24 protein-coding genes and 1 tRNA gene are annotated in these 21,035 nt (G+C 72.8%); 9 read left to right on the top strand and 16 right to left on the bottom strand.

The window, feature by feature from the left end; genetic code table 11:
- Positions 1 to 43: 43 nt before the first annotated feature.
- Both VGN74_RS09185 and VGN74_RS09180 read right to left on the bottom strand, forming a co-directional pair.
- On the bottom strand, positions 44 to 544 hold the full coding sequence (locus VGN74_RS09185; protein ID WP_327447366.1) for a phasin: 501 nt from the start codon (positions 542 to 544) through the stop codon (positions 44 to 46).
- A 21-nt stretch (positions 545 to 565) separates the two neighbouring features.
- Positions 566 to 1,333, bottom strand: coding sequence for a creatininase family protein (locus tag VGN74_RS09180; RefSeq protein ID WP_327447364.1), 768 nt, complete (start codon positions 1,331 to 1,333; stop codon positions 566 to 568).
- Between the two features lie 173 nt (positions 1,334 to 1,506).
- Here VGN74_RS09180 and VGN74_RS09175 point away from each other — a divergent pair, with 173 nt between their 5' ends.
- Entirely contained in the window at positions 1,507 to 2,799 is a 1,293-nt protein-coding gene (locus VGN74_RS09175) for an NAD(P)/FAD-dependent oxidoreductase (protein WP_327447362.1), read from the top strand.
- A complete protein-coding gene (nth, locus tag VGN74_RS09170; RefSeq protein ID WP_327447360.1) occupies positions 2,796 to 3,503 on the top strand; it encodes an endonuclease III in 708 nt (235 codons plus the stop codon). Before VGN74_RS09175 ends, nth begins: the two co-directional genes overlap by 4 nt.
- 320 nt (positions 3,504 to 3,823) lie before the next feature.
- Here the strand turns inward: nth and VGN74_RS09165 are convergent, their stop codons facing one another.
- Entirely contained in the window at positions 3,824 to 4,690 is an 867-nt protein-coding gene (locus tag VGN74_RS09165; RefSeq protein ID WP_327447358.1) for a transporter, read from the bottom strand.
- Positions 4,691 to 4,770: 80 nt separating this feature from the next.
- Here VGN74_RS09165 and VGN74_RS09160 point away from each other — a divergent pair, with 80 nt between their 5' ends.
- Entirely contained in the window at positions 4,771 to 5,787 is a 1,017-nt protein-coding gene (locus VGN74_RS09160) for an adenosine kinase (RefSeq protein ID WP_327447356.1), read from the top strand.
- Positions 5,788 to 5,975: 188 nt separating this feature from the next.
- Here VGN74_RS09160 and VGN74_RS09155 read toward each other — a convergent pair whose 3' ends face one another.
- The 3 genes from VGN74_RS09155 to VGN74_RS09145 are packed head-to-tail and all read right to left on the bottom strand — an operon-like array spanning position 5,976 to position 7,319.
- Positions 5,976 to 6,533 (bottom strand): Smr/MutS family protein, encoded by a 558-nt coding sequence (locus VGN74_RS09155; RefSeq protein WP_327447354.1) that lies wholly within the window; start codon positions 6,531 to 6,533, stop codon positions 5,976 to 5,978.
- Positions 6,530 to 6,784 (bottom strand): helix-turn-helix transcriptional regulator, encoded by a 255-nt coding sequence (locus tag VGN74_RS09150; RefSeq protein ID WP_327447352.1) that lies wholly within the window; start codon positions 6,782 to 6,784, stop codon positions 6,530 to 6,532. The genes VGN74_RS09155 and VGN74_RS09150 overlap by 4 nt, the downstream gene beginning before the upstream one ends.
- Before the next feature lie 4 nt (positions 6,785 to 6,788).
- Positions 6,789 to 7,319: a DUF2975 domain-containing protein gene (locus tag VGN74_RS09145; protein WP_414643540.1), complete on the bottom strand. Its 531-nt coding sequence runs from the start codon at positions 7,317 to 7,319 to the stop codon at positions 6,789 to 6,791.
- 545 nt (positions 7,320 to 7,864) lie between these two features.
- Here VGN74_RS09145 and rdgB point away from each other — a divergent pair.
- The 3 genes from rdgB (at position 7,865) to VGN74_RS09130 (ending at position 10,707) form a co-directional block, all read left to right on the top strand.
- Positions 7,865 to 8,467, top strand: coding sequence for an RdgB/HAM1 family non-canonical purine NTP pyrophosphatase (gene rdgB / locus VGN74_RS09140; protein WP_327447348.1), 603 nt, complete (start codon positions 7,865 to 7,867; stop codon positions 8,465 to 8,467).
- On the top strand, positions 8,460 to 9,644 hold the full coding sequence (gene hemW, locus VGN74_RS09135; RefSeq protein ID WP_327447346.1) for a radical SAM family heme chaperone HemW: 1,185 nt from the start codon (positions 8,460 to 8,462) through the stop codon (positions 9,642 to 9,644). Before rdgB ends, hemW begins: the two co-directional genes overlap by 8 nt.
- A 295-nt stretch (positions 9,645 to 9,939) precedes the next feature.
- Positions 9,940 to 10,707 (top strand): dienelactone hydrolase, encoded by a 768-nt coding sequence (locus tag VGN74_RS09130; protein ID WP_327447345.1) that lies wholly within the window; start codon positions 9,940 to 9,942, stop codon positions 10,705 to 10,707.
- Positions 10,708 to 10,735: 28 nt separating this feature from the next.
- Here the strand turns inward: VGN74_RS09130 and VGN74_RS09125 are convergent, their stop codons facing one another.
- From VGN74_RS09125 to sdhC, 4 genes are read right to left on the bottom strand one after another with little or no spacing between them, the layout of a single operon-like run.
- Entirely contained in the window at positions 10,736 to 11,539 is an 804-nt protein-coding gene (locus VGN74_RS09125) for a succinate dehydrogenase iron-sulfur subunit (protein ID WP_327447344.1), read from the bottom strand.
- 12 nt (positions 11,540 to 11,551) lie between these two features.
- Positions 11,552 to 13,339 carry a succinate dehydrogenase flavoprotein subunit gene (gene sdhA, locus VGN74_RS09120; protein ID WP_327447342.1) on the bottom strand — a complete coding sequence of 596 codons (1,788 nt, stop codon included), beginning with the start codon at positions 13,337 to 13,339 and terminating at the stop codon, positions 11,552 to 11,554.
- A 6-nt stretch (positions 13,340 to 13,345) separates the two neighbouring features.
- Complete coding sequence (gene sdhD, locus VGN74_RS09115; protein WP_327447340.1) at positions 13,346 to 13,753, bottom strand: succinate dehydrogenase, hydrophobic membrane anchor protein; 408 nt, start codon at positions 13,751 to 13,753, stop codon at positions 13,346 to 13,348.
- On the bottom strand, positions 13,750 to 14,211 hold the full coding sequence (gene sdhC, locus VGN74_RS09110) for a succinate dehydrogenase, cytochrome b556 subunit (RefSeq protein WP_327447338.1): 462 nt from the start codon (positions 14,209 to 14,211) through the stop codon (positions 13,750 to 13,752). Before sdhC ends, sdhD begins: the two co-directional genes overlap by 4 nt.
- 177 nt (positions 14,212 to 14,388) lie before the next feature.
- Here sdhC and VGN74_RS09105 point away from each other — a divergent pair, with 177 nt between their 5' ends.
- Positions 14,389 to 15,024, top strand: coding sequence for a hypothetical protein (locus VGN74_RS09105; RefSeq protein WP_327447336.1), 636 nt, complete (start codon positions 14,389 to 14,391; stop codon positions 15,022 to 15,024).
- Here VGN74_RS09105 and VGN74_RS09100 read toward each other — a convergent pair.
- Genes VGN74_RS09100 through VGN74_RS09085 form a run of 4 tightly spaced genes read right to left on the bottom strand, consistent with a single transcriptional unit; the run spans position 15,005 to position 18,250 of the window.
- A complete protein-coding gene (locus tag VGN74_RS09100; protein WP_327447334.1) occupies positions 15,005 to 15,439 on the bottom strand; it encodes an HIT domain-containing protein in 435 nt (144 codons plus the stop codon). The genes VGN74_RS09105 and VGN74_RS09100 overlap by 20 nt on opposite strands.
- Positions 15,436 to 16,137: a TMEM175 family protein gene (locus tag VGN74_RS09095; RefSeq protein ID WP_327447332.1), complete on the bottom strand. Its 702-nt coding sequence runs from the start codon at positions 16,135 to 16,137 to the stop codon at positions 15,436 to 15,438. The genes VGN74_RS09100 and VGN74_RS09095 overlap by 4 nt, the downstream gene beginning before the upstream one ends.
- Positions 16,138 to 16,190: 53 nt before the next feature.
- Positions 16,191 to 16,901, bottom strand: a complete 711-nt coding sequence (locus tag VGN74_RS09090; protein ID WP_327447330.1) for a response regulator transcription factor — start codon at positions 16,899 to 16,901, stop codon at positions 16,191 to 16,193.
- Positions 16,898 to 18,250: a sensor histidine kinase gene (locus tag VGN74_RS09085; protein WP_327447328.1), complete on the bottom strand. Its 1,353-nt coding sequence runs from the start codon at positions 18,248 to 18,250 to the stop codon at positions 16,898 to 16,900. Before VGN74_RS09085 ends, VGN74_RS09090 begins: the two co-directional genes overlap by 4 nt.
- Positions 18,251 to 18,374: 124 nt before the next feature.
- Here VGN74_RS09085 and VGN74_RS09080 point away from each other — a divergent pair, with 124 nt between their 5' ends.
- A complete protein-coding gene (locus VGN74_RS09080) occupies positions 18,375 to 19,454 on the top strand; it encodes a 2OG-Fe(II) oxygenase family protein (RefSeq protein ID WP_327447327.1) in 1,080 nt (359 codons plus the stop codon).
- Positions 19,455 to 19,520: 66 nt separating this feature from the next.
- Here the strand turns inward: VGN74_RS09080 and VGN74_RS09075 are convergent.
- A tRNA-Gly gene (locus VGN74_RS09075) sits at positions 19,521 to 19,595 on the bottom strand.
- 174 nt (positions 19,596 to 19,769) lie between these two features.
- Positions 19,770 to 20,552: an SDR family oxidoreductase gene (locus tag VGN74_RS09070; protein WP_327447326.1), complete on the bottom strand. Its 783-nt coding sequence runs from the start codon at positions 20,550 to 20,552 to the stop codon at positions 19,770 to 19,772.
- A gap of 63 nt (positions 20,553 to 20,615) precedes the next feature.
- Between VGN74_RS09070 and VGN74_RS09065 the strand changes: the two genes are divergently transcribed.
- Positions 20,616 to 21,029 (top strand): YkvA family protein, encoded by a 414-nt coding sequence (locus VGN74_RS09065; RefSeq protein WP_327447324.1) that lies wholly within the window; start codon positions 20,616 to 20,618, stop codon positions 21,027 to 21,029.
- Positions 21,030 to 21,035: the final 6 nt, after the last annotated feature.

The raw sequence follows: 21,035 nt of genomic DNA, 5'->3' as shown, positions 1-21,035 counted from the left end.
TCTCTGTGATGAACTTGCGACGCTCACCGCACCCGCGGAGCGCCTACCGCTTCAGCCGCTTCGCATTGTCCGTAGCGGCGCGGTGGATGGGCTTCAGCGCCTCGGCCTGGGCGTCGAGCAGGGCGGCGTTGAGGCGCACGGCCTCGCCCGCCGCGCGGCCCCACCAGCCCATGCCGTAGCTCATCATCACCCAGCCGGCCTCGACCGGCGAGCGCGCCGTGGCCGCGGCGCTGAAGGCGCGCCCGGCCAGCCCGGCCTCGGTCAGGGCCGAGGCCCCGACCCGCGCCGCGGCCTCGCCCAGCTTGCCGGAAGCGCCGGCCGCGGCGAGCGCCCCGGCCTCGACCTTCTCCAGCCCCATCCGGGCCATCTCGGCGGGATCAGCCTTCGACGGATCGGTCAGGCCGGCGACGAGGATCTCCAGCCGCGCCGCGACCACGTCGCCGGCGGCCCGCATCATTTCGCCCTGCGCCACCGCCGTGGCGGCGGCCGTATCCGCCGCCCTGCTGGCGGCCTGGCGCACGCGCCGCCTGTCCCCGTTCGTCATGGGCCGGACGATGGGCCGCTTTCAGCCCTGCGGCAAGGCTTCGCCGGCGAAGGCGCGGACGTCCTCGATCAGGGCCGGGGCGGCGAGATCGATGATCTGCTGCCCCTTGGCCGGACTGGCCTGGGCCGGGTCCGAGCCGATGCGGCCGTCCGGGAAGCGGGCGCGGTAGTCGAGGGCGTCGCGGATCGGCCCGGTCGGCGCGATCTGCGGGCTGTAGGCCGCGGCCTTGATGTGGCCCGGGTACGCCGCCTGGGTCACGGCGATCTCCGACGGCGTCGCATGCATGCCGTGGCCGGTCGGGAACAGGCGGTTGCACAGGGCCGTCACCCCCGGCAGGTCCCACCAGTTGCGCAGCTTCAGGGTCATCGGCGGCGGGGTCTCCGCGTACGACCACTCGGCCCAGACCTCGGCGAAGGCGGCCTCGATCGAGGCGACATTGCCGCCGTGGCCGTTGAGGAAATAGATCCGCTCGAAGCCGTGCCGCGACAGGGACGAGATCCAGTCCGAGATCGCCGCCATGAAGGTCGAGGGCCGCAGGGTGATGGTCCCCGGGAAGGCCAGGTGATGCTGGGCCATGCCGATGTTGAAGGTCGGCGTCACGGTCAGACCGGGCTCGGTCCTCTCGGCCGCGTGGGCGATGATCTCGGGGCACATCCAGTCGGTGCCGAGCAGGCCGGTCGGCCCGTGCTGCTCGTTCGAACCGATCGGCACCACCGCGGTGCGGGCGAGCGGATGATCGGCGGCCAGTTGCGCCTCGATCTCGGGCCAGGACGACAGATGGATCAGCATGGGGAACTCCGGGACAGTCCTGCGTCCATAGAGCCTGATCGGTTGAGATGGAATCGCCGTGCGATTCCGTCGATGCCGTGGATCAGGCTCTCGCTTGAAACCGGACCGAAATCTGAGCCGAGTTGGACGGCGTCCAACTCGACCGATTTCGGTCTGGAGCCTTGAGCCCGGGCGTGGAAAGCCTTGCGGAAGCGGCGGCGCCACGCTTCAAGCGGCGCATGACGCACGAGGTCGACATCGCCGTGGTCGGGGCCGGCCCGGCGGGCATCGCCGCCGGCCGCCGTCTGGCCGCGGCGGGGGCCTCCTTCCTGATCCTCGAGGCGCGCGACCGGGTCGGCGGCCGGACCCTGACGGTCAGCCGCGAGGACCATGCCCTCGACGTCGGGGCCGGCTGGCTGCATTCGGCCGACGAGAGCCCCCTGCCCGCGCTGGCCGAGGCGGCCGGCGTCGCCCTCGACCGCACCCCGCCGCCATGGTCGGCCGCCGCCCGTGACCGGCCGATGCTGGAGGTCGACCTGAGCCGGGCCGAGCGCGCCGACTTCCGCGCCGCCTTCGCCGCCTTCGAGGCCCGCGTCGAGGCCGCTGCCGCCGAACCGGGCGACCGGCCGGCCGCCGACCTGTTCGACGCCGACTGCTACTGGAACGCGCGCATGGACGCCGTGTCCGGGGCGCTCAACGGTGTACGCTTCGCCGAGGTCTCGGCCCGCGACTACGCCGGCTATGTCGACACCGGCTTGGACTGGCGCGCCGTTCAGGGTCTCGGCGCCCTGATCGCGGGCCTCGGGGCCGGGCTGCCCGTGGCCTTCGACCGACCCGTCCGCCGCATCGACCGGTCCGGCGCGCGGCTGACGCTGCAGACCCCGGCCGGGAACCTCACCGCCCGGGCGGTGATCGTCACCGTCCCCCCCGCCCTGATCGCCGACGGGACCCTGCGCCTCGACCCGGCTCCCGAGGCCCTGCTGGAGGCGGCCGAGGGCCTGCCCCTGGGCCTCGCCCTCAAGCACCACATGGCCGTGACCGGGGCGGAGGACTTCCCGCCGGAGAGCCACATCCGGGGCCGCGCCGACAGCGCCGACACCGGCGGCTATCACCTGCGCCCCTTCGGCCGCGCGCTGATCGAGGCCTATTTCGGCGGCGACATCGCCCGCCAGCTCGAGGTCGAGGGGCCCGCCGCAGCCCACGCCTTCGCCGAGGAGGAGCTGGTGTCGCTGCTGGGTTCGGCCATGCGCCGGCGGCTGCGGCCGCTGTCGACCTCCGCCTGGGGCGCAGACCCCTGGTCGCGCGGGGCCTTCTCCTACGCCCGGCCCGGCCGCGCCGGCGACCGCGCCCGCCTGCGCACCCCGGTCGAGGACCGGCTGTTCATCGCCGGCGAGGCCACCTGCGCCCGCTTCTACGGCACCGCGCACGGGGCCTGGCTGGAGGGGGAGCGCGCCGCTGGTCTGGCGCTGGAGGCGATCGCCGCATGAGCCGCCCGCCCGTGAAGACGGCCCGCAAGGCCCCGGCGAAGCGCCCCCGCCGCATCCCCGGCTTTCCGCCCGATCCGGACCGGGTCGAGGCCATCTTCGCCCGGCTGGCCGGGGTCATGCCCGAACCGAAGACCGAGCTGACCTTCCAGGATCCCTACACCCTGGTGGTCGCCGTCGCCCTGTCGGCCCAGGCCACGGACGTCTCGGTCAACAAGGCGACGGACAGGCTGTTCAAGGTCGCCGACACCCCGGCGAAGATGCTGGCGCTCGGCGAGGCGGGGCTGATCCCCTACATCAGCTCGATCGGCCTCTACCGGAACAAGGCGAAGAACGTCATCGCCCTGTCGCGACTGGTGCTCGAGAAGCACGGCGGCGAGGTGCCGCTGAACCGCGCCGACCTGCAGGCCCTGCCCGGCGTCGGCCGCAAGACCGCCAGCGTCGTGCTGAACGAGCTGGGCATCGAGCCTGCCATCGCCGTCGACACCCATGTGTTCCGCGTCTCGCACCGGCTGAAGCTCGTCACCGGCAATACGCCGGACAAGGTCGAGGACCAGCTGCACCAGGTCGTGCCCGCCGCCTGGCTGCCCAAGGCCCACCACTGGCTGATCCTGCACGGCCGCTACACCTGTGTCGCCCGCAAGCCGAAGTGCGCCGCCTGCGTCATCGCCGACCTCTGCCCGTCCCGCGTGGAGCTGGCGGGGTAGGCGCGCTCTTCCTTCTCCCCTTGCGGGAGAAGGTGTCATGCGGAGCATGACGGATGAGGGGTGTCAGCGCCAACGCCGGGCGGATGTCCCGACCCGATCAAGGGATCACAGCGGGCACAGCGAAGGCGCAGCGGGCACAGCGACGTCGCGCCGCGCCGAACAGGCCCCTCCGTCTCGACGCTCCGCGTCGATCCACCTCCCCATTTCATGGGGAGGAGAACGTCTTTCCTCCCCACGCAGTGGGGAGGGGGACCGCCGAAGGCCGTGGAGGGGCCCGGTCGCCAGGGCGACCGGGGGGCGGTGGAGGGGCCCGGCCGCCCCTACCCCAGCCTGTCCCGCACCGCCTCGGCGAAGCCCGCCCCGGCGCGGGGGTCGCAGGACAGGTAGAAGTCCGGCTCGATCAGCTCCAGCTCCATCAGCCGGTACTGGCCGGCCGGGTCGCGCACCAGGTCGACGCGGGCGTAGAGCAGCGGCTCCTCGACCGCCGCCAGGGCCGCGGCGGCGACCTCCAGCGCAGCCGCGGGGGGCGCCGGCTCGGGATCGTAGCGGCCGCCGAACTGCACCTGGATGCGGAAGTCGCCCGGCGCCGCGGTCTTGCGCACCGCATGGCTGAAGCGCCCGCCGAAGTGCAGCAGCGACAGCTCCCCCTCGCCCTCGATCGCCGGCAGGAAGGGCTGCACCATGGCCGGGGCGTCGGGCAGGTCGGCGACGGGCTCGCCGGCCTTCAGCCGCTGCGTCCGCCAGGCCCCGCCGGAGACCACCGGCTTGACCACGATCTCGCCGAAGCGGGCGGCGGCCGCGGCCACCTCCTCCGTCGACGGACGATCCAGCCAGAGCGTCTCGGGGATTGGCACGCCGCGCTCGCCGAGCCGGCGCAGATAGGTCTTGTCCGAATTCCAGGCCAGCACCGACGCCGGATTGGCCAAAGGTGCCCCGGCGGCGGTCCAGGCGGCGCAGGCCTCCAGCCAGCGGCCGTGGTCGCGGTGATAGCCCCACACCACCACCGGCAGCACCAGCGGGAAGCCGGTCAGCCGCGACGCATCGGCGATCTGTTCCGTCCACGGCAGCGGGACCAGCCGCACCCCGGCCCCCTCCAGCGCCGCTTCCAGCCGCGCCAGCACCCCGGGCCAGTGCGAGGCGTAGGACAGGTCGGCGGGGTCGGGCGTAAGGACGGCGATCTCGGTCATGCCCCGCCCTCTAGCGACTCTGTCGCCCGCTGTCGCCGCCGACGCTGGCCCTGCGACGCCGGGACGGCTAAGTCGGCGCCATGACCCAGCCCGCCACCCACGACATCTGCGCCGTCGGCAACGCCATCGTCGACGTCCTCGCCCCCTGCGACCCCGCCTTCCTCGAGGCCCAGGGCCTGCCCCCCGGCTCGATGCAGCTGGTCGATGCGGAGCGCAGCGCCGCCCTCTACGCCGCCATGGCCGCGGGGGTGGAGGCCTCGGGCGGCTCGGCCGGCAACACCGTCGCCGGGGTCGGCTCGCTGGGCGGCCGCGCCGCCTATATCGGCAAGGTCGCGGACGACACCCTCGGCCAGGTCTTCACCCACGACATCCGCGCCGCCGGCGTGGCCTTCGACACCCCGCCGCTGGTCGGGGGCGCCGATCAGGGCCTCGGCACCGGCCGCTGCATGATCAATGTCACCCCGGACGGCCAGCGCACCATGTGCACCTTCCTGGGCGCCGCCAACCAGCTGACCGTCGCGGACATCGACCCGGCCCTGATCGGCGCCTCGGCCATCGTCTATCTCGAGGGCTATCTGTTCGACCCGGCCCCGGCCCGCGCCGCCTTCGAGGCCGCCGCCGCCGCGGCCCACGCCGCCGGGCGCAAGGTCGCCATCACCCTGTCGGACACCTTCGTCGTGGCCCGCTGGCGCGCCGAGCTGCTCGACTTCATCGCGCGCTCCGCCGACATCGTCCTGGCCAACGAGGCCGAGCTGGCGGCCCTGTTCGAGCACGAGGACTTCGACCACGCCGCCGCCCTGCTGGCGGAGCGGGTCGAGGTGGCGGGGATCACCCGCGGCGCCCACGGCTCGGTCGTGATCCGCGGGAGCGAACGCGCCGTCGTCGCCGCCGATCCGGTGGCCAGGGTGGTCGACACCACCGGCGCCGGCGACCAGTACGCCGCCGGCCTGCTGCTGGGCCTGGCCCGCGGCCTGTCGCTGGAGGACGCCGGCAGGCTGGGCTCGCTGGCCGCCGCCGAGGTCATCGCCCACTGGGGCCCGCGCCCCATGACCTCGCTCAAGGCCCTGGCCGAGGCGCGGGGCCTGAGGCTGGCCTGACCCCGAGGAGGCGCCGGGCAGGATTTCCAGTTATCGTCACCCCCGGGCTTGTCCCGGGGGCCCATCGTTCCGCGAGGCGCGATCGCCGCATGGTGCTGGCGGAACGTGGATGCGGCTCACGGCTACGCTTAGACCCGCCGTGGGCCGCCGGGACAAGCCCGGGGGTAACGGGTCCATGGGGCCACGGCCTACCGCTTCTTCAGCGTCACATAGAGGGCCCCCTCGCCGCCGTGGCGACGGTGGGCGCTGGAGAAGCCCGAGACCACGCCGCGCAGGCGCGGCCCCTGCAGCCATTCGGCGGCCGAGGCGCGGATCACCCCGCCGCCGCGCCGCCCCTGTCCGGTGATGACCAGCACGGCGGTCAGGCCGCGCGCCTGGGCCCGGGTCAGGAAGCCGACCAGTTCGTCCTCGGCCTGGAAGCGGCCGAAGCCGTGCAGGTCGAAGCGCCCCTCGATCGGATCGCGCTCGCGCGCCAGCCGGCGCTGGCGGCGCGGCTCCAGCACGTCCGGCGCGGCGCGCGACGGCAGGGGGACCGGGGCAGGCCGCAGCTCGGGCGGGACGGACGGCTTCGGCGCCGTGGCGGGCAGAGCCGGCTTGCCGACGCCCTTGCGAGGGGCGGCCGCGGCCGGCGCCTCCTCGACGGGCGGGACGGCGCGGCCCGGCGCCGGGGTCAGGGTGCGGGCCACCCGGGCCCACAGGCGGCGGTCCTCGGCGCTAAGTCCCGGGCCGCGCGGCGGCCGGCTCATCCGGCGTCCCGGATCTCGTCGTCGTCCCCGTCGTCGAGCGCCATCGGCCCCGGGCTGTGGGACAGCAGGTCGCCGGGCTGACAGTCCAGCTCGCGGCACAGGGCGTCGAGGGTGGTGAAACGGATGGCGCGGGCCCGGCCGTTCTTGAGGATCGACAGATTGGCGGCGGTCACGCCGACGCGGTCGGCGAGCTCCGACAGCGACATGCGTCGCGCCACCAGCATTCGATCGAGGTTCACGCGGATGGCCATGGCGTCAGATCGTCAGTTCGGCTTCGCGGCGCAGGCGTGCGCCCTCGCGGAAGACTTCCGCTAGCACGAAGACCACGAGCACGGAAAACACCGGGGTCAGCAGCTCGCCCAGCCCCTGGGGCTCCATGGCGCCGGCCGACAGGCGCGCGGCCCAGGTCTGCCACAGCCAGACGCCGCCGGTGACAACCGCGAGGATCAGCCCGATCTGGCGCAGGCGGCTGGTGTTTTCGGGGTGGAAGGGATCCCCCTCGGTCAGGGTGCGGAAGATGGCGCGCAGGCGACCGACGATCAGGGCGAAGGCGCCGAAATAGGCGCAGAAGGAGCCGACCGCGAACAGCAGCAGAGGGCGTTCGAGCGGGATCTCGCGGCCACCGGCGGGATTGTCCAGCGTCACGGAAAGGTCGGTCAGGGGCACGAAGATAGCGGCGACAAAGGCCAGCAGCAGGATCACCAGGATCACCCACAGCAGCACATAGGCCACGTCGAGACCGATCTTCAGCAGGCTGGACACCGAGCCGGGGCCCAGCGTGCGCAGGGCGGGGGCGTCGAGCGGGCGGACGGTCAGCCGGAACGGAAAGCGCGGCAGGCGCACGGGGTCGGCCTCAGGCCGGGAAGATCGGCGGGGTCGCCGCGGCGGGTCCGGCCGGCCCGCGCGCGGCGACTGTTTTCGCGATCTTCATATGACACGTCAAAGGCGGCGGATCACAGCGCCTGGATCAGGGTCGCGACCAGCGCGGCCGGGATGGCGGCCAGCAGGAAGGCGTTGAGGATGCCGTGGCCGACGCGCTCGATCAGGTAGGTGGTGTTGAGGGCTTGCATGATCTTGGTCTCCGTTGATTGGGCGATTTTCGCCCGGTTCTGGTTGTCTGCGGGGTCATCCTTGCCGTTTCCGGCTCCGATGTGGGTGGGTGCAGCGCCCTTCTCCATGTCCAAAGCAATACGCCGCCCTATCTTGCAATGCACGTTACATATCGTTTAACGGGATGAATCTTTCGCAATGCAGCACGTGGCGCGTCGCCGCAGCCGCCCGCCCCGGCAAGGCGGTTTCCCCGCCGCCCGGCCCGCTCTAGGGTCGCCGCCATGCCCCTGATCCTCGCCGCCGGAACCCGCCTCGTCGCCGCCACCCACAACGCCGGCAAGGCGCGCGAAATCGCCGCCCTGCTCGACGGCCGCTTCGAGGTGCTGAGCGCCGCCGAGGCCGGCGTGCCCGAGCCGGACGAGACCGAGAGCACCTTCACCGGCAACGCCCTGCTCAAGGCGCGCCACGCGGCGCAGCGCTCGGGCCTGCCCGCCCTGGCCGACGACAGCGGCCTGTCGGTGACGGCGCTGGACGGCGCGCCCGGCATCTTCTCCGCCCGCTGGGCCGGGCCCGATCGTGACTTCGCCCTGGCCATGCGCAAGGTCGAGACCCGGCTGGAGGAGATCGGCGCGACCGACTTTTCCGCCTGGTTCACCTCGGCGCTGGCGGTGGCCTGGCCCGACGGCCCGGCGGTGGTGGTGCAGGGCGAGGTGCACGGCCAGCTGGCCTTCCCCCCGCGCGGCGACCGCGGCTTCGGCTACGACCCGATCTTCGTCCCGACCGGCCACAGCCAGACCTTCGGCGAGATGGACCCGGCGGCCAAGGACGCCATGAGCCACCGCGCCCGCGCCTTCGAACAGCTCAAGGCGGCGCTGTTTGCCTGAGTCCCTTCCGGCCCGGCCCCTCGCCCGGGGCGATGACCGCCCGGCCGGCGTCGCCGTCTATGTCCACTGGCCCTACTGCCGGCGCATCTGCCCCTATTGCGACTTCAATGTCGTGCGCGACCGGGCCCAGGCCGAGCAGGCCGATCTGGTCGAGGCGATCCTCGACGACCTGCACCTTCAGGCCGACCGGCTGGGCCCGCGGCCGCTGGCGGCGATCTTCTTCGGCGGCGGCACCCCCTCGCGCATGCCGCCGCAGGCCGTGGCCCGCATCCTCGCCGCCGCCCGCACCCGCTTCCCGACCGATGACCCGGTCGAGGCGGCGCTGGAGGCCAATCCTGACGAGGCCTCGCGCCAGCAGCTGGCGGCCCTGGCCGAGGCCGGGATCGAGCGCCTGTCGCTGGGGCTGCAGGCGCTGCAGGACGACGCCCTCGCCTTCCTCGGCCGCGACCATGACGCCGCCGCCGGGCGCCGCGCCCTGGCCGACGCCCTGACCCTGTTCCCGCGGGTGTCGCTGGACCTGATCTACGCCCGCCCGGACCAGACCCCCGCCGGCTGGCGCGACGAGCTGGCCCGCGCCGTCGACCTCGGGGCCGGCCACATCTCGCCCTACCAGCTGACGGTCGAGCCCGGGACCGCCTTCGGCCGGGCCCACGCCCGCGGCCGCCTCGTCCCGCCCGACGACGAGCGCGCCGCCGACCTCTACGAGGTCACGCAAGCGGTGCTCGAGGCCGCCGGGTTCGAGGCCTATGAGGTGTCCAACCACGCCCGCACCGTGGCCGACCGCTCGCGCCACAACCTGCATGTCTGGCGCGGCGGCGACTATCTGGGCCTCGGCCCCGGCGCCCACGGCCGGCTGACCCTCGACGGGACGCGCCGGGGCACGGTCGCCCACCGCCGCGTCGCCGACTACATCGCCGGGGTCGCCGCCGGCGCGCCGTCCGCCACCATCGAGCCGCTCGCGCCCTGCGAGGCGCTGGAGGAGCGCGTCCTGCTGGGCCTACGCACGGTCGAGGGCGTCGGCCTGCCCGTGCTGGCCGGGCTGGGCCTGTCGCCCGGCGCCGGGCCGCTGGCCGACCTCATCGCCGACGGCTTCCTGACCCTCGCGGACGGCCGCCTCGCCGCCACCGCCCGCGGCCGCCCCGTCCTCGACGCCCTTCTCGCCCGCCTGCTGACATGACCCCCTCCTCCCCCGCCTGCGGGGAAGGGGGACCCCGAAGCGGTGGAGGGGGCGCGACCGGGCGCAACGGACGGCCGCCCCCGCCCCTCTCCGTCACCCTCGGGCTTGACCCGAGGGTCGAGCGTGGAGGCGCGCGCGACGCATGACGCCAGGGGGCGCCGGCGGTCCCTCTCCACCCGCCTGCAGCGGACCCCCCCGATCCTCGGGTCAAGCCCGAGGATGACGCGCGGGGGCGAAGACGCCGCCCCGCGACACCCCCATCGGGTTTGTCGCCAAACCGGGCTAGGCTCGCCCCATGGACACCCTCGCAGACCGCTGGGCCCGGCTCGCGCCCCACGCCGCCTTCGTCGGCCCGGAGGACGACCGGCCGCGCCCGACCGCCCTGCTGTTCCACGGCTGCGGCGGCCTGCGCCCGCACCTGCCGCGCTACGCCGAGGCGGCGCGGGCGGCCGGCTGGCGGGCGGTGATCGTCGATTCCTACGCCCCCCGCGGCTGGAGCCGGCAGCTGGCCATGGCCATGGTCTGCACCGGCCTGACCTTCCACGGCGACCGCCGCGCCGGTGACGTGCTGGCCAGCATCGCCGGCGTCTCGGCCCGCCCGGACGTGGACGCCGAGACCCTGCTGGTGGCCGGCTGGAGCCACGGCGGCTGGGGCATCATGGAGGCCATGAGCGCCGACCGCCGGCCCGGGACGCTGGGGCTGGCCAACCCGGGCGAGGCGGCGCTGGACGGCGTGAAGGGCGCCTTCCTCGCCTATCCCTATGTCGGGTTCGCCGCGCTGAACCGACGGCGGCCGTGGCGGCACTGTCCGCGCACCCTCGCCGTCGTCGCCCGGCGCGATCACCTGACCACCGTACGCAACGCCGAGGGCATCCTCGACATGGTGCGTGGCTGCGGCGTCGAGGTGGAGACTTGGATCGCCGAGGGCACCCACAGCTTCGACGAGCCGATGAACGCCCCGCCGATGCGCTACGACGAGGCGCTGGCGGCCGAGGCCCTGACGCGCTTCGGCCGGCTGCTGGAGGATCTCGCCCCGAACGTCAGGCCCGCAGCCGCCGCCTGAGGCGGACGGCCCGGCCGGAGCGCGCGGATCAGGCCGCGGCCGGGGTCTTCTTGCGGCGCGGCGAGACCATCAGCTTCTTGGTCTCGGCGATGGCCTTGGCCGGGTTCAGCCCCTTCGGACACACCTGGGCGCAGTTCATGATGGTGTGGCAGCGGTAGAGCTTGAACGGATCCTCGAGATCGTCGAGCCGCTTGTCCGTGGCGTCGTCGCGGCTGTCGGCGATCCAGCGATAGGCCTGCAGCAGCGCCGCCGGGCCGAGGTACTCGGTCTGGTTCCACCAGTAGCTGGGGCACGAGGTCGAGCAGCAGGCGCACAGGATGCACTCGTAGAGGCCATCCAGCTTCTCGCGGTCCTCCGGGGTCTGCAGCCGCTCCTTCTCCGGGTCCGGCTCATCGGACTGCAGATAGGGCTGGATCGAGTCGTACTGGGCGTAGAACAGCGACAGGTCGGTCACCAGGTCCTTGACCACCGGCTGGTGCGGCAGGGGCGCCACCGAGATGGTCGAGCTGGCGCACTCGTCCCAGCCCTTGGTGCAGGCCAGGGTGTTGCGCCCGTCGATGTTCATCGAGCACGAGCCGCAGATGCCCTCGCGGCACGAGCGCCGGAAGGTCAGGCTCGGGTCGATAGTGTTCTTGATGTGGATCAGGGCGTCCAGCAGCATCGGCCCGTGGTCGTCGGCCGAGACCTCGTAGACGTCCCAGCGCGGCGCCGCGTCAACCTCGGGGTCATAGCGGTAGACCTTGTAGGTCTTGACGTTCTTCGCCCCCTTGGGGGCCTTGTGGACCTTGCCCTTGGTGGGCTTGGAACCGCGCGGCAGGGTGAGCTGAACCATCTCTCGTCGTCCTCAGTACACCCGCGCCTTGGGCGCGATGTACTCGATCTCGTCGGTCAGGGTGTAGGTGTGCACCGGCCGGTCGTCGATGCGGGTTTCGCCCGTGGCGTCGTCGAACCAGGTCAGGGTGTGCTTCATCCAGTTGGCGTCGTCGCGGTCCGGATAGTCCTCGCGGGCATGGGCCCCGCGGCTTTCCTTGCGGTTCAGGGCGCCCTCGACCGTGACCAGCGCCTGGCCGATCATATTGTCGTACTCGAGCGTCTCGACCAGGTCGGTGTTCCAGATCAGGCCGCGGTCGGTCGTCTTGATGTCGGCCCCGCCGGCGTGGATCTCCTTCAGGCGGCGCACCCCGCTGGTCAGGGTCTCGCCGGTGCGGAACACCGCCGCGTCCTCCTGCATGGCGCGCTGCATCTTCAGGCGCAGCTCGGCGGTCGGGGTCGAGCCCGAGGCGTTGCGGAAGCGGTCCAGACGCGCCAGGTGCGCCTCGGTGGCCGCCGCCGGAGCGTCCGGCACGGCCGAGGCCTTGTTGACGATCTCGCCGGCGCGCAGGCCGGCGGCGCGACCGAACACCACTAGGTCGATCAGCGAGTTGGAGCCGAGGCGGTTGGCCCCGTGCACCGAAACGCAGGCCGCCTCGCCCACCGCCATCAGGCCCGGCACCACCGAGTCGGCGTCGCCGCCGCGCTTGGTCAGCACCTCGCCGTGATAGTTCGTGGGGATGCCGCCCATGTTGTAGTGCACCGTCGGCAGCACCGGGATCGGCGCCTTGGTGACATCGACGCCGGCGAAGATCTTGGCCGACTCCGAGATGCCCGGCAGGCGCTCGTGCAGCACCTTGGGGTCGAGGTGATCCAGGTGCAGGAAGATGTGGTCCTTGTTCGGACCGACGCCGCGGCCCTCGCGGATCTCGATGGTCATGGAGCGGCTGACCACGTCGCGGCTGGCCAGGTCCTTGGCCGAGGGGGCGTAGCGCTCCATGAAGCGCTCGCCCTCGGAGTTGGTCAGATAGCCGCCCTCGCCGCGGGCGCCCTCGGTGATCAGGCAGCCGGCGCCATAGATGCCGGTCGGGTGGAACTGCACGAACTCCATGTCCTGCAGCGGCAGGCCGGCGCGCAGCACCATGGCGTTGCCGTCGCCGGTGCAGGTGTGGGCGCTGGTGGCCGAGAAATAGGCGCGGCCGTAGCCGCCGGTGGCCAGGATCACCAGCTTGGCGCGGAACCGGTGCAGAGTGCCGTCATCCAGCTTCCAGGCGGTGACGCCGGTGCAGGCGCCGTCCTGCATGATCAGGTCCAGGGCGAAGAACTCGATGAAGAACTTCACCTCGCGGCGCACCGACTGGCCGTACAGGGTGTGCAGGATGGCGTGGCCGGTGCGGTCGGCGGCGGCGCAGGTGCGCTGCACCGGGCCCTCGCCGAAGTTCTTCGTCATGCCGCCGAAGGCGCGCTGGTAGATCTTGCCGTCCTCGGTCCGGCTGAACGGCACGCCCCAGTGCTCCAGCTCGTAGACGGCCTTGGGGGCCTCGCGCACCAGATACTCGATGGCGTCCTGGTCGCCGAGCCAGTCCGACCCCTTGACGGTGTCGTACATGTGCCACTGCCAGCGGTCCTCGCCCATGTTGCCGAGCGAGGCGGAGATGCCGCCCTGGGCCGCCACCGTGTGGCTGCGGGTCGGGAACACCTTGGTGACGCAGGCGACCTTCAGCCCCTGCTGGGCGGCGCCGAGCGCGGCGCGCAGGCCCGAACCGCCTGCGCCCACCACCACGACGTCGTACTCGTGATCGACAAATTCGTAGGTCGCCATGCGCGATCAGGCTCCGAAACCGGCCGGCAGCGGCGCGGATCCCAGCGCCAGCCGCACGATGAAGAACACACTCGCCGCCGAGAGGGCGAGGCAGAGCAGCCCCGACAGGCCCAGCAGCAGCCCCTTGGTCGACGGCCGATGGATGTAGTCCTCGACGATCACCTTGAAGCCCATGTTCATGTGCCAGAAGCTGATCAGCAGCGTCAGGGCCAGCAACGTCGCATTGACCGGCTGCGCCAGCCACGCCAGCGCCCCGTCATAGCCGCCGCCGGCCAGCTGGAACGCCGCCCACACGCCCCACAGGCACAGGGGCACGAGCGCCAGCGACGACAGCCGCTCGGCCGTCCACTCCCCGGCGCCGTGGCGCTCGGAGATCTTCACATGATTGCGGAACGCCTTGCGATGACCGCTCACAGCGCGACCCTCCCGGTCAGGAACAGCGCGGCCCAGAACAGCACCGTGGCCGCGACGCTGCCGCCGATCGACAGCCACGACAGCAGGTTGGCGGCCGGGGGCGTCAGGCCCGCGCCGGCGTCCCAGATCAGGTGCCGGACCCCGCCCGCCAGGTGATAGAACAGCGAGAAGCTCAGCCCGATCCAGACCAGCAGGCCGAACGGCGAGGCCGCCACGGCGACGAAGCCCGCATAGGCTTCGGGACCGAAGGCGAGGGCCAGCAGCCAGGCCGCCACCACCAGGGCGCCGGCGTACAGCGCGCCGCCGGTCATCCGGTTCAGGATCGACGCCAGCATGGTGACGTGCCAGCGCCACACCTGCAGGTGCGGCGACAGGGGCCGGACACGGCCGTTCGGCTGGACCACGAAGCGACCCGTCTGGTCCTCCGCCGCCTCGCCGGGCGAATAGGGCTTGTTCATGCGAACCGTTCTCAAAAAGAGAAAGAATTTCAAGGGCCGGTGCGGCGCACACAGGCTTTAGTGACCGTGCCCGCAAAGTGTCAACGAACAGCGACCGTGGGTCACACATGCGTGCGGCGAGGATGACGGCGCGTCCGGCGCTGGTCAGAGCCCCCCCGGCTTTGGCATTCTGCCGGCATGTCGCCCGTCCTGATCCTCGCCGTCGCGCTGCTGCTGCAGGACCCCGGCCCTGCGCCCGCCCCGGCCGACGCGCCGGCCGCTGTCACGACGGCCCCCGACGCCGCGCCGGCCGCAGAGGTTCCGGCCGCCGACCTCTACCAGCCGCCCCGTATCCGGCCGTTCGAGCCCCCGCCGGACTTCGCCGCCCCGGCCGATGCGCCCGTCCCGGCCGCCGGTCCGCGGGCGCTGGACCGTGCCGTGACCGTCGAGGCCTACGCCGGCGATTATGAGGCGGCCGACACCGCCACCGACCTGGCCTACGCCGCCGGCGTGCGGGCGGCGGAAAGCCGGGTCGACGCCGGCATGGGACCGCTGGACGGCCTCTGGCGTGTGGTTGACCGCGAGGGGCGCACCCGTGTGCTGCTGGCCATCGTCGACCCCGGCGGCGAGGCCCCGGTGCAGGGCGCCTGGATGATCCCGGGCGCGCCCCCGGCCGTCGACGACGGCGCCCTGGGCGGCGAGGTGCGGGGCCCGGACGAGGTGCGGCTGGCGACCGGCGCGGGGACCCTGCGGCTGACCCTGCGCGGCGAGGTCTGGCGCGGCCAGCTGATCAGCGACGACGGGGCGATCCCCGTCAGCCTGCGCCGTCCCTGACCAGCGCCCCGGCCTCCGCCCCGATCAGCGCCAGCCGCCGGGCGCGCTCCTCCGCCTCCAGCGGGCGCGCGCCGGGCCGTCCCCACACCGGATCGGGCCACAGGCCGTCGTCGCGCCGCCGCCCGACCACATGCACATGCAGCTGGGCCGTGACATTGCCCAGCGCCGCCACATTCAGCTTGTCGACCGGCTCAGGGGCCAGCCGGCGCACCAGCGCCCCGGCCCGCACCACCTCCTCCATCAGCGCCGCCCGCGTCGCCGGATCGAGGTCCTCCAGCTCCACCAGCCCCGGACGCCGGGGGATCAGCACCAGCCACGGAAACCGCGCATCGTCCTGCAGCCGCACATGACACAGCGGCCACTCGGCCGCCGCGATCGACCCGGCGGCGAAGGCGGGATCCGGGGCGAAGCTCATGCGGGGGGCAGCTCCGCGGCCGGCGCGCGGAGGCGTCCGGCGAAGCCCAGCAGGGCGACGCCTATCGGGATGACCCAGTAGGCCAGACCCGGGGCATAGGGGTAGCGGGCGATCGGTGCGATCATCGCGGTCGCCGCCGACAGCAGCCCGGCAAGGGTGATCACCGCCCAGATGCGCGCCGCCGTCCGCGCCTGCGCCGCGCCGTCCGCGTCCGCCCCGGCCGCCGCCGGCCGTCGGCCCACGCGATGGAACAGCAGGGTGTAGAGCGCCGCCAGCCCGGCGAACCCCAGGCCGTAGACGACATAGACCGCCTGCAGGTCCTGCGGCGTGGCGATCAGATCGCCGCCCGGCAGCACCCGCCCCGACAGCCAGTGCGCCCCGGACTCGGTCAGCAGCCGCATCGGATAGACCAGCACCAGAATGACGAAGACGATGGCGAGGCTCAGGAACACCGACAGGCCATCGCGCACCGGCGCCAGCTGGCCGAAACGTCGGTGGCCCAGCCAGAACACCGCCACCAGGGCGAAGCCGGCGGCGAAGGCCGGCACACGCAGCAGCGCCTGCTGCAGATCCGCCAGCCCCGTCGGCGGCGTGTTGCCGCCGATGATGAACAGGGTCACCGCAAAGGCGAAGGCCGCGTCGACAAAGGCGTCGAGCCGCTGCGTCTCCGGCGGCGGACGGCGATCTGCAGGCCCCATGGTCCCCTCCCCGGGTGCGTCCGCCGGATTAGGCCGCGGAAGGGTCGTGCAGGTCAACCGGCCGCCGACACCTCGGCCACCAGCCGGTAGCCGACCCCGGGCTCGGTCAGGATCAGGCGTGGCGAGGAGGGGTTCTCCTCCACCTTGAGCCGCAGCTGGGCCACGAGGACGCGGATCGTCTGGGCGTCGGTCTCGGCCTCGCCGCCCCAGATGGCGGTCTTGATCTGCCGGTGCGTCACCGGCCGCCCGACATGCCGGGCGAGGATGCGCAGCAGCTCGAACTCCCGCGGCGTCATGCGCATCTCCTCCTCCAGCACCCAGACGCGCCGTTCGGCGAAGCTGACCCGCAGCGGCCCGGCCACGAACGTCGTCTGCTGGTTGAAGCGCCGCTCCAGCCCGCGCTGGGCCGCCCGCAGCCGCGCCAGCAGCTCCCCGACACCCACCGGCTTCTCCACATAGTCGTCGGCGCCGAGGTCCAGCGCCGCGATCTTCTCCGCCTCCAGCCCGCGCGCCGACAGGATGATGACCGGCGTCTCGGACAGGCGGCGCAGGGTGCGCAGCACCTCCTTGCCATCCATGTCCGGCAGGCCGAGGTCGAGCAGAATCACGTCCGCCGGCTCCTCTCCGGCCAGCCGCAGGGCCTCGCTGCCCGACCCGGCGGTGGAGACCACATAGCCTGCCGCCCCGAGCGCCGCCGCCAGCGTCCGGCGAAGGGCGTCGTCGTCCTCGACCAGCAGGATGTGTCCCGAAACGCCGCCGCTCATGCCGCCGCCTCCGACACCGGGAGGATGAGACGGAGAGAGAGGCCCCGGCCGCCTCCGGACACCGCCTCGACCCGCCCGGCCATGGCCTCGACAAAGCCACGGGTGATCGACAGGCCGAGCCCGGCCCCGCCGCCTCGCCGCAGGCCGGCCGCGCCGCGGTAGAACTTGTCGAACATCTGGGCCAGCTCATCGGCCGGCAGCCCCGGCCCCCGGTCCGTCACGGCAACCGTCGCGACGCCGTCGGCTGTCGTCACCGCCACCTCGACCGGGCCCGCCTCGCCGGCGTAGCGCAGGGCGTTGTCCAGCACATTGTCGAGCGCGCGCTCCAGCAGGACAGGATCCGCCTCGACCATCACCGGTTCCGCCGGCCAGCTGCGCACCACCTGCAGCGCCTGCAGGTCCGGCCGCCCCAGACACCGATCCAGCACCTCCAGAACGTCCAGCGCGTGGAGATCCGGCTCCAGCCCGCCGCCGTCGACGCGGATCATGTCCAGCAGGCCGGCGATGAACCGGTTCATGCGCAGCGCCTCGCCCTCGATGTCGGCATAGGCCCGCGCCACCGTCTCCTCCGGCAGGGTGTCGCCGAAGGCCTTCAGGGTCGAGGCCGAGGTCAGGATCGTCGCCAGCGGCGTGCGCAGGTCGTGTGAGACGGAGGACAGCACCGCCTGGCGGAACTCGGCGGTGCGCTCCAGGGTGCGCAGCTCAAGGCGCTGTTCGGCGGCGCGGATGCGAGACAGCGCCCCGCCGGCCAGCTCCAGCATCAGGTCGACGACCTCGCGGCTCCCGTCAGGCAGACGGTCGGCCTCGACGGTGAAGGCGCTCTCCGCCGGCCCGGGCGCGGCCACGGCCACCGGGGCCCCGGCCACGACCTCGAGACGGCGCGACAGGTCCGCCAGCAGCGCCGTTTCCGAGGCGGCGGCGAAGAAGGCGCGCGACGCCTCCAGCAGCCGGGCCCGGTCGCGGCTCTCGGCGCGGCTTTGGGCGAGCGCCGAATGCAGCCGCCCTGTCAGCCGGCCGCTGAGCATGGCCACCAGGGCGAACAGACAGAGGACGAGGTAGTCCTCGTGGGTGAAGGTGCTGAAGCGGAACCGCGGCTCCGTCAGATAGACGTTGTTGATCGCGACGGAGGCGAGCCCCGCCAGATAGGCCGGCCCGGCCCCGAACCGGGCCCCGACGATGACCACGGCGGTCAGGAACACCACCGTCAGCCGGTCGGTGCCGAAGACGCGGAAAATGACCTCCGCCACGGCCGTCGCCGCCGCCACGACGCCGAGCGCGGCGAGGTAGGCCGCCGTGCGGTGCGGCTGGTGGGAAGGGCCGGACGACAGGGACAGCAGGCTCGGGCGCATGGCCCTACCTGCACCGGGCCAGCCGCGCCGCGCAATTCCGGGTTTCTTATGCGGTTCTTATCGTCGCCCGGGCGGCGCGGCCGGGTCATGAGGGGCCGGTGACCACAGCCCGAAGGTTCCCCCGATGCCCCTGATGGCCGGCGCCCTTGCGCCCCTGTTCACGGCCCCGACCCGGAGCCGGCCGGACTTCTCGTTCGGCAGCCTCGGGGGAACCTGGGTGCTCCTGCTGTTCCTGTCCGGCGACGCCGCGGCCGACGCCGGGGCGCAGCAGCTGCTCGATCGCCATGCTGACCTTTTCGACGACCACCGCCTGATGGCCTTCACCGTCGTGCGCGAGTCTGAGGTGTTCACCCGCACCCCGGAGCACATCCCCGGTCGCCGCGTCTTCCATGACGTCGCCGGCGAGATCGCCGACCGGCACCATCTGCGGCGCGAGGACGGCGGGACCTTCGGCTACTGGACCCTGATCGATCCGATGATGCGCGTCGCTGACCGCGCCCGCCTCGAGGAGGGCCCGGCCCTGTTCGAGCGGCTGCGCCGCCTGCCGCCGCCCGCCGACCACGCCGGAACGCCAGTGGCGGCCCCGGTCCTGATCGTGCCGCGTGTGTTCGAGCCCGCCTTCTGCCGGCGTCTGATCGAGGTCTACGAGCGTGACGGCGGCCATGTGTCCGGCGTGATGCGCGACATCGATGGCATGACCGTGCCCGTGGTGGACGGCTTCAAGCGCCGGCGCGACGCCACCGTCGAGGACGACGCGCTCAAGGCCGAGATCCGCTCGCGCCTGTCCAACCGCCTGCTGCCGATGATCAGGAAGGCGCTGATGTTTGAGGTCACCCACGTCGAACGCTACATCGTCGCCTGCTACGACGCGGGCGACGGCGGCTACTTCAAGGCGCATCGCGACAACACGACCCTGGCCACCGCGCACCGGCAGTTCGCCTGCTCGATCAATCTCAATGCGGAAGAGTTCGAGGGCGGCGACCTGCGCTTCCCGGAGTTCGGCCCGCAGACCTACCGGCCGCCGACGGGAGGCGCGGTGATTTTCTCCTGCGCCCTGCTGCACGAGGCCACCCCGGTCACGCGCGGCCGCCGCTACGCCTATCTGCCTTTCTTCTACGACACAGCCCACGCGAAGATCCGGGCCGAGAACCATCGCTATCTCAAGACGGACGACATGTCGGAGCCGGCAGCCAACGCCGCCTGAGCGGCTCGGCGCGCACCCGGAAACGCGAAAGGGCCCCGCCGAGGCGGGGCCCTTCTGCGTTTCGACTGGAGCGGGCGAGGCGATTCGAACGCCCGACCCTCACCTTGGCAAGGTGATGCTCTACCCCTGAGCTACGCCCGCGCTCTCAGTCGAGGACGGGGCGTATAGCGGACGCCCCGCCGCCCCCGCAAGGGGGTATTTGAAGGATTCTCGCGCTCAGACAGCGAGGCGCCGCGCGCCGAGCGGTAGCGCACCAAAAATGCGCTCAAGCAGCGAGCGACCGCGTCGCGAGCGGTAGCGCACAAAAAAGACTCCTTACCGCGGCGCCATGCGGATCGCGCCGTCCAGACGGATGCACTCGCCGTTGATGTAGACGTTCTCGGCCAGGTGCAGCACCAGGGCGGCGTAGTCCGCCGGCGTGCCGAGGCGCTTGGGGAAGGGGATCTGCGCGGCCAGGGCGTCCTGCACCTTCTGGTCCATGCCGGCCATCATCGGCGTCCACATGATGCCCGGCAGCACGGTGTTGACCCGCACCCCGTCGTTCATCAGGTCGCGCGCGACCGGCAGGGTCAGGGCGTAGACCCCGCCCTTGGAGGCCGAATAGGCGGCCTGGCCGATCTGGCCGTCCTGGGCGGCGACCGAGGCGGTGTTGACGATCAGGCCGCGCTCGCCGTCGGCCATCGGCTCCAGCTCGACCATGCCCAGGGCCGACTGGCTCAGCACCCGGTAGGTGCCGAACAGGTTGATCCGCACGGTGCGCTCGAAGCTGGCCATGTCGTGAGCCCGCACCGAGCCGTCGGTCTTCGAGCGGCTGACCGTCTTCTGGCCCGTGGCGATGCCGGCGCAGTTGACCGTCAGGCGCTCCTGACCGTGGGCCGCGCGGGCCTTGTCGAAGCCGGCGGCGACGCTGGCGTCGTCGGTGACGTCGACCTGGCAGAAGACGCCGCCGATCTCGGCCGCCACCGCCTCGCCGCGCTCGGCGTTGAGGTCGAACAGGGCCACCTTCACGCCCCGGGCGGCCAGCGCCCGCGCCGTGCCCTCGCCGAGGCCCGAAGCCCCCCCGGTGACCACCGCCGCGATCGAGCTGTCGAGTTTCATGTCCTGAGCCCCTATGTTGTCTGTTGTGTTGAACCGAGGTCCGTGGACGCGGATTTAGCCGCCATGCCGTCGAACGCCAAACCCCGTCCGGAGCCCGAGGCCCCGGAGGACGTGATCGATCCCGCCCGGGCCCTGCTGCCCGCCGTGCAGCAGGTCAACGCCCGGCGCGTGCGCGAGGGCTTCTGGCCCAAGTTCACCCGCGTCGCCGCGCGCATCCCCTTCGCCGACCAGCTGCTGGGGGCGTACTACGCCACGCGCGACCCGGAGACCCCGACGGCGGCCAAGGGGCTGCTGCTCGCGGCCCTCGCCTATTTCGTCCTGCCCACGGACCTGATCCCGGACCTGTTCGCCGGCATCGGCTTCAGCGACGATGCGGCGGTGATCGCGGCGGTGCTGGCCACCCTCGGCGGCCATGTGCGCGAGCGCCACCGGGCGCTGGCCCGCGACACCCTGGCGCGCCTCGTCCGGAGAGACTGACCCCGG

The sequence above is a fragment of the Brevundimonas sp. genome, assembly GCF_035998205.1.
Lineage (GTDB): Bacteria > Pseudomonadota > Alphaproteobacteria > Caulobacterales > Caulobacteraceae > Brevundimonas.
The sequence above is the reverse complement of the archived record's forward strand: the minus strand, read 5'-3'. Positions and strand labels throughout refer to the sequence as shown.

Excerpts from the sequence above, each read along its gene's own strand:
- VGN74_RS09185 (WP_327447366.1), bottom strand. The coding sequence starts at position 544 with ATGACGAACGGGGACAGGCGGCGCGTGCGCCAGGCCGCCAGCAGGGCG.
- VGN74_RS09180 (WP_327447364.1), bottom strand. The coding sequence starts at position 1,333 with ATGCTGATCCATCTGTCGTCCTGGCCCGAGATCGAGGCGCAACTGGCC.
- nth (WP_327447360.1), top strand. The coding sequence starts at position 2,796 with ATGAGCCGCCCGCCCGTGAAGACGGCCCGCAAGGCCCCGGCGAAGCGC.
- VGN74_RS09165 (WP_327447358.1), bottom strand. The coding sequence starts at position 4,690 with ATGACCGAGATCGCCGTCCTTACGCCCGACCCCGCCGACCTGTCCTAC.
- VGN74_RS09160 (WP_327447356.1), top strand. The coding sequence starts at position 4,771 with ATGACCCAGCCCGCCACCCACGACATCTGCGCCGTCGGCAACGCCATC.
- VGN74_RS09155 (WP_327447354.1), bottom strand. The coding sequence starts at position 6,533 with ATGAGCCGGCCGCCGCGCGGCCCGGGACTTAGCGCCGAGGACCGCCGC.
- VGN74_RS09150 (WP_327447352.1), bottom strand. The coding sequence starts at position 6,784 with ATGGCCATCCGCGTGAACCTCGATCGAATGCTGGTGGCGCGACGCATG.
- rdgB (WP_327447348.1), top strand. The coding sequence starts at position 7,865 with ATGCCCCTGATCCTCGCCGCCGGAACCCGCCTCGTCGCCGCCACCCAC.
- VGN74_RS09130 (WP_327447345.1), top strand. The coding sequence starts at position 9,940 with ATGGACACCCTCGCAGACCGCTGGGCCCGGCTCGCGCCCCACGCCGCC.
- VGN74_RS09125 (WP_327447344.1), bottom strand. The coding sequence starts at position 11,539 with ATGGTTCAGCTCACCCTGCCGCGCGGTTCCAAGCCCACCAAGGGCAAG.
- sdhA (WP_327447342.1), bottom strand. The coding sequence starts at position 13,339 with ATGGCGACCTACGAATTTGTCGATCACGAGTACGACGTCGTGGTGGTG.
- sdhC (WP_327447338.1), bottom strand. The coding sequence starts at position 14,211 with ATGAACAAGCCCTATTCGCCCGGCGAGGCGGCGGAGGACCAGACGGGT.
- VGN74_RS09105 (WP_327447336.1), top strand. The coding sequence starts at position 14,389 with ATGTCGCCCGTCCTGATCCTCGCCGTCGCGCTGCTGCTGCAGGACCCC.
- VGN74_RS09100 (WP_327447334.1), bottom strand. The coding sequence starts at position 15,439 with ATGAGCTTCGCCCCGGATCCCGCCTTCGCCGCCGGGTCGATCGCGGCG.
- VGN74_RS09095 (WP_327447332.1), bottom strand. The coding sequence starts at position 16,137 with ATGGGGCCTGCAGATCGCCGTCCGCCGCCGGAGACGCAGCGGCTCGAC.
- VGN74_RS09090 (WP_327447330.1), bottom strand. The coding sequence starts at position 16,901 with ATGAGCGGCGGCGTTTCGGGACACATCCTGCTGGTCGAGGACGACGAC.
- VGN74_RS09085 (WP_327447328.1), bottom strand. The coding sequence starts at position 18,250 with ATGCGCCCGAGCCTGCTGTCCCTGTCGTCCGGCCCTTCCCACCAGCCG.
- VGN74_RS09080 (WP_327447327.1), top strand. The coding sequence starts at position 18,375 with ATGCCCCTGATGGCCGGCGCCCTTGCGCCCCTGTTCACGGCCCCGACC.
- VGN74_RS09070 (WP_327447326.1), bottom strand. The coding sequence starts at position 20,552 with ATGAAACTCGACAGCTCGATCGCGGCGGTGGTCACCGGGGGGGCTTCG.
- VGN74_RS09065 (WP_327447324.1), top strand. The coding sequence starts at position 20,616 with ATGCCGTCGAACGCCAAACCCCGTCCGGAGCCCGAGGCCCCGGAGGAC.